The sequence below is a fragment of the Microbacterium karelineae genome, assembly GCF_009745985.1.
Classification (GTDB): Bacteria; Actinomycetota; Actinomycetes; order Actinomycetales; family Microbacteriaceae; genus Microbacterium; species Microbacterium karelineae.
Genome location: NZ_WFIX01000043.1, coordinates 1 through 308 on the forward strand (window position 1 = coordinate 1; position 308 = coordinate 308).

A 308-nucleotide genomic window follows, 5' to 3' on the forward strand; every position below is an offset into this window, starting at 1 on the left:
ATTGTTGAAAGAAAGTTCTTTACCTCCAAGCTGTTCAAAGTCTTTCATCGCTCCGTTTTCGAAAGTAGAAACGTAGTAAGCTGCTGTCTGGTGAGGATTTTCTCCATATCTTAGATCTGCTACTTTTTTATAAGAAGCATTCAGATAAGTAGGATATTCTTCATCTAAAAGCATTCTTGAAATAGCCGCATCATATGCAGAGGTAAGGTTGAATACTTTTCCTGCAAGTTTTTTACGGGTTTCGATATACGTATCACCGTTTTGCTCCATTTCAATTTTCACTGCTGCATAGTCTTCAACATCCGTGA

1 pseudogene is annotated in these 308 nt (G+C 37.3%); it reads right to left on the reverse strand.

Annotation, left to right across the window (positions count from 1 at the left end):
- Window positions 1–308, reverse strand: a pseudogene (locus GB932_RS21860) (hypothetical protein); the annotation flags it as partial.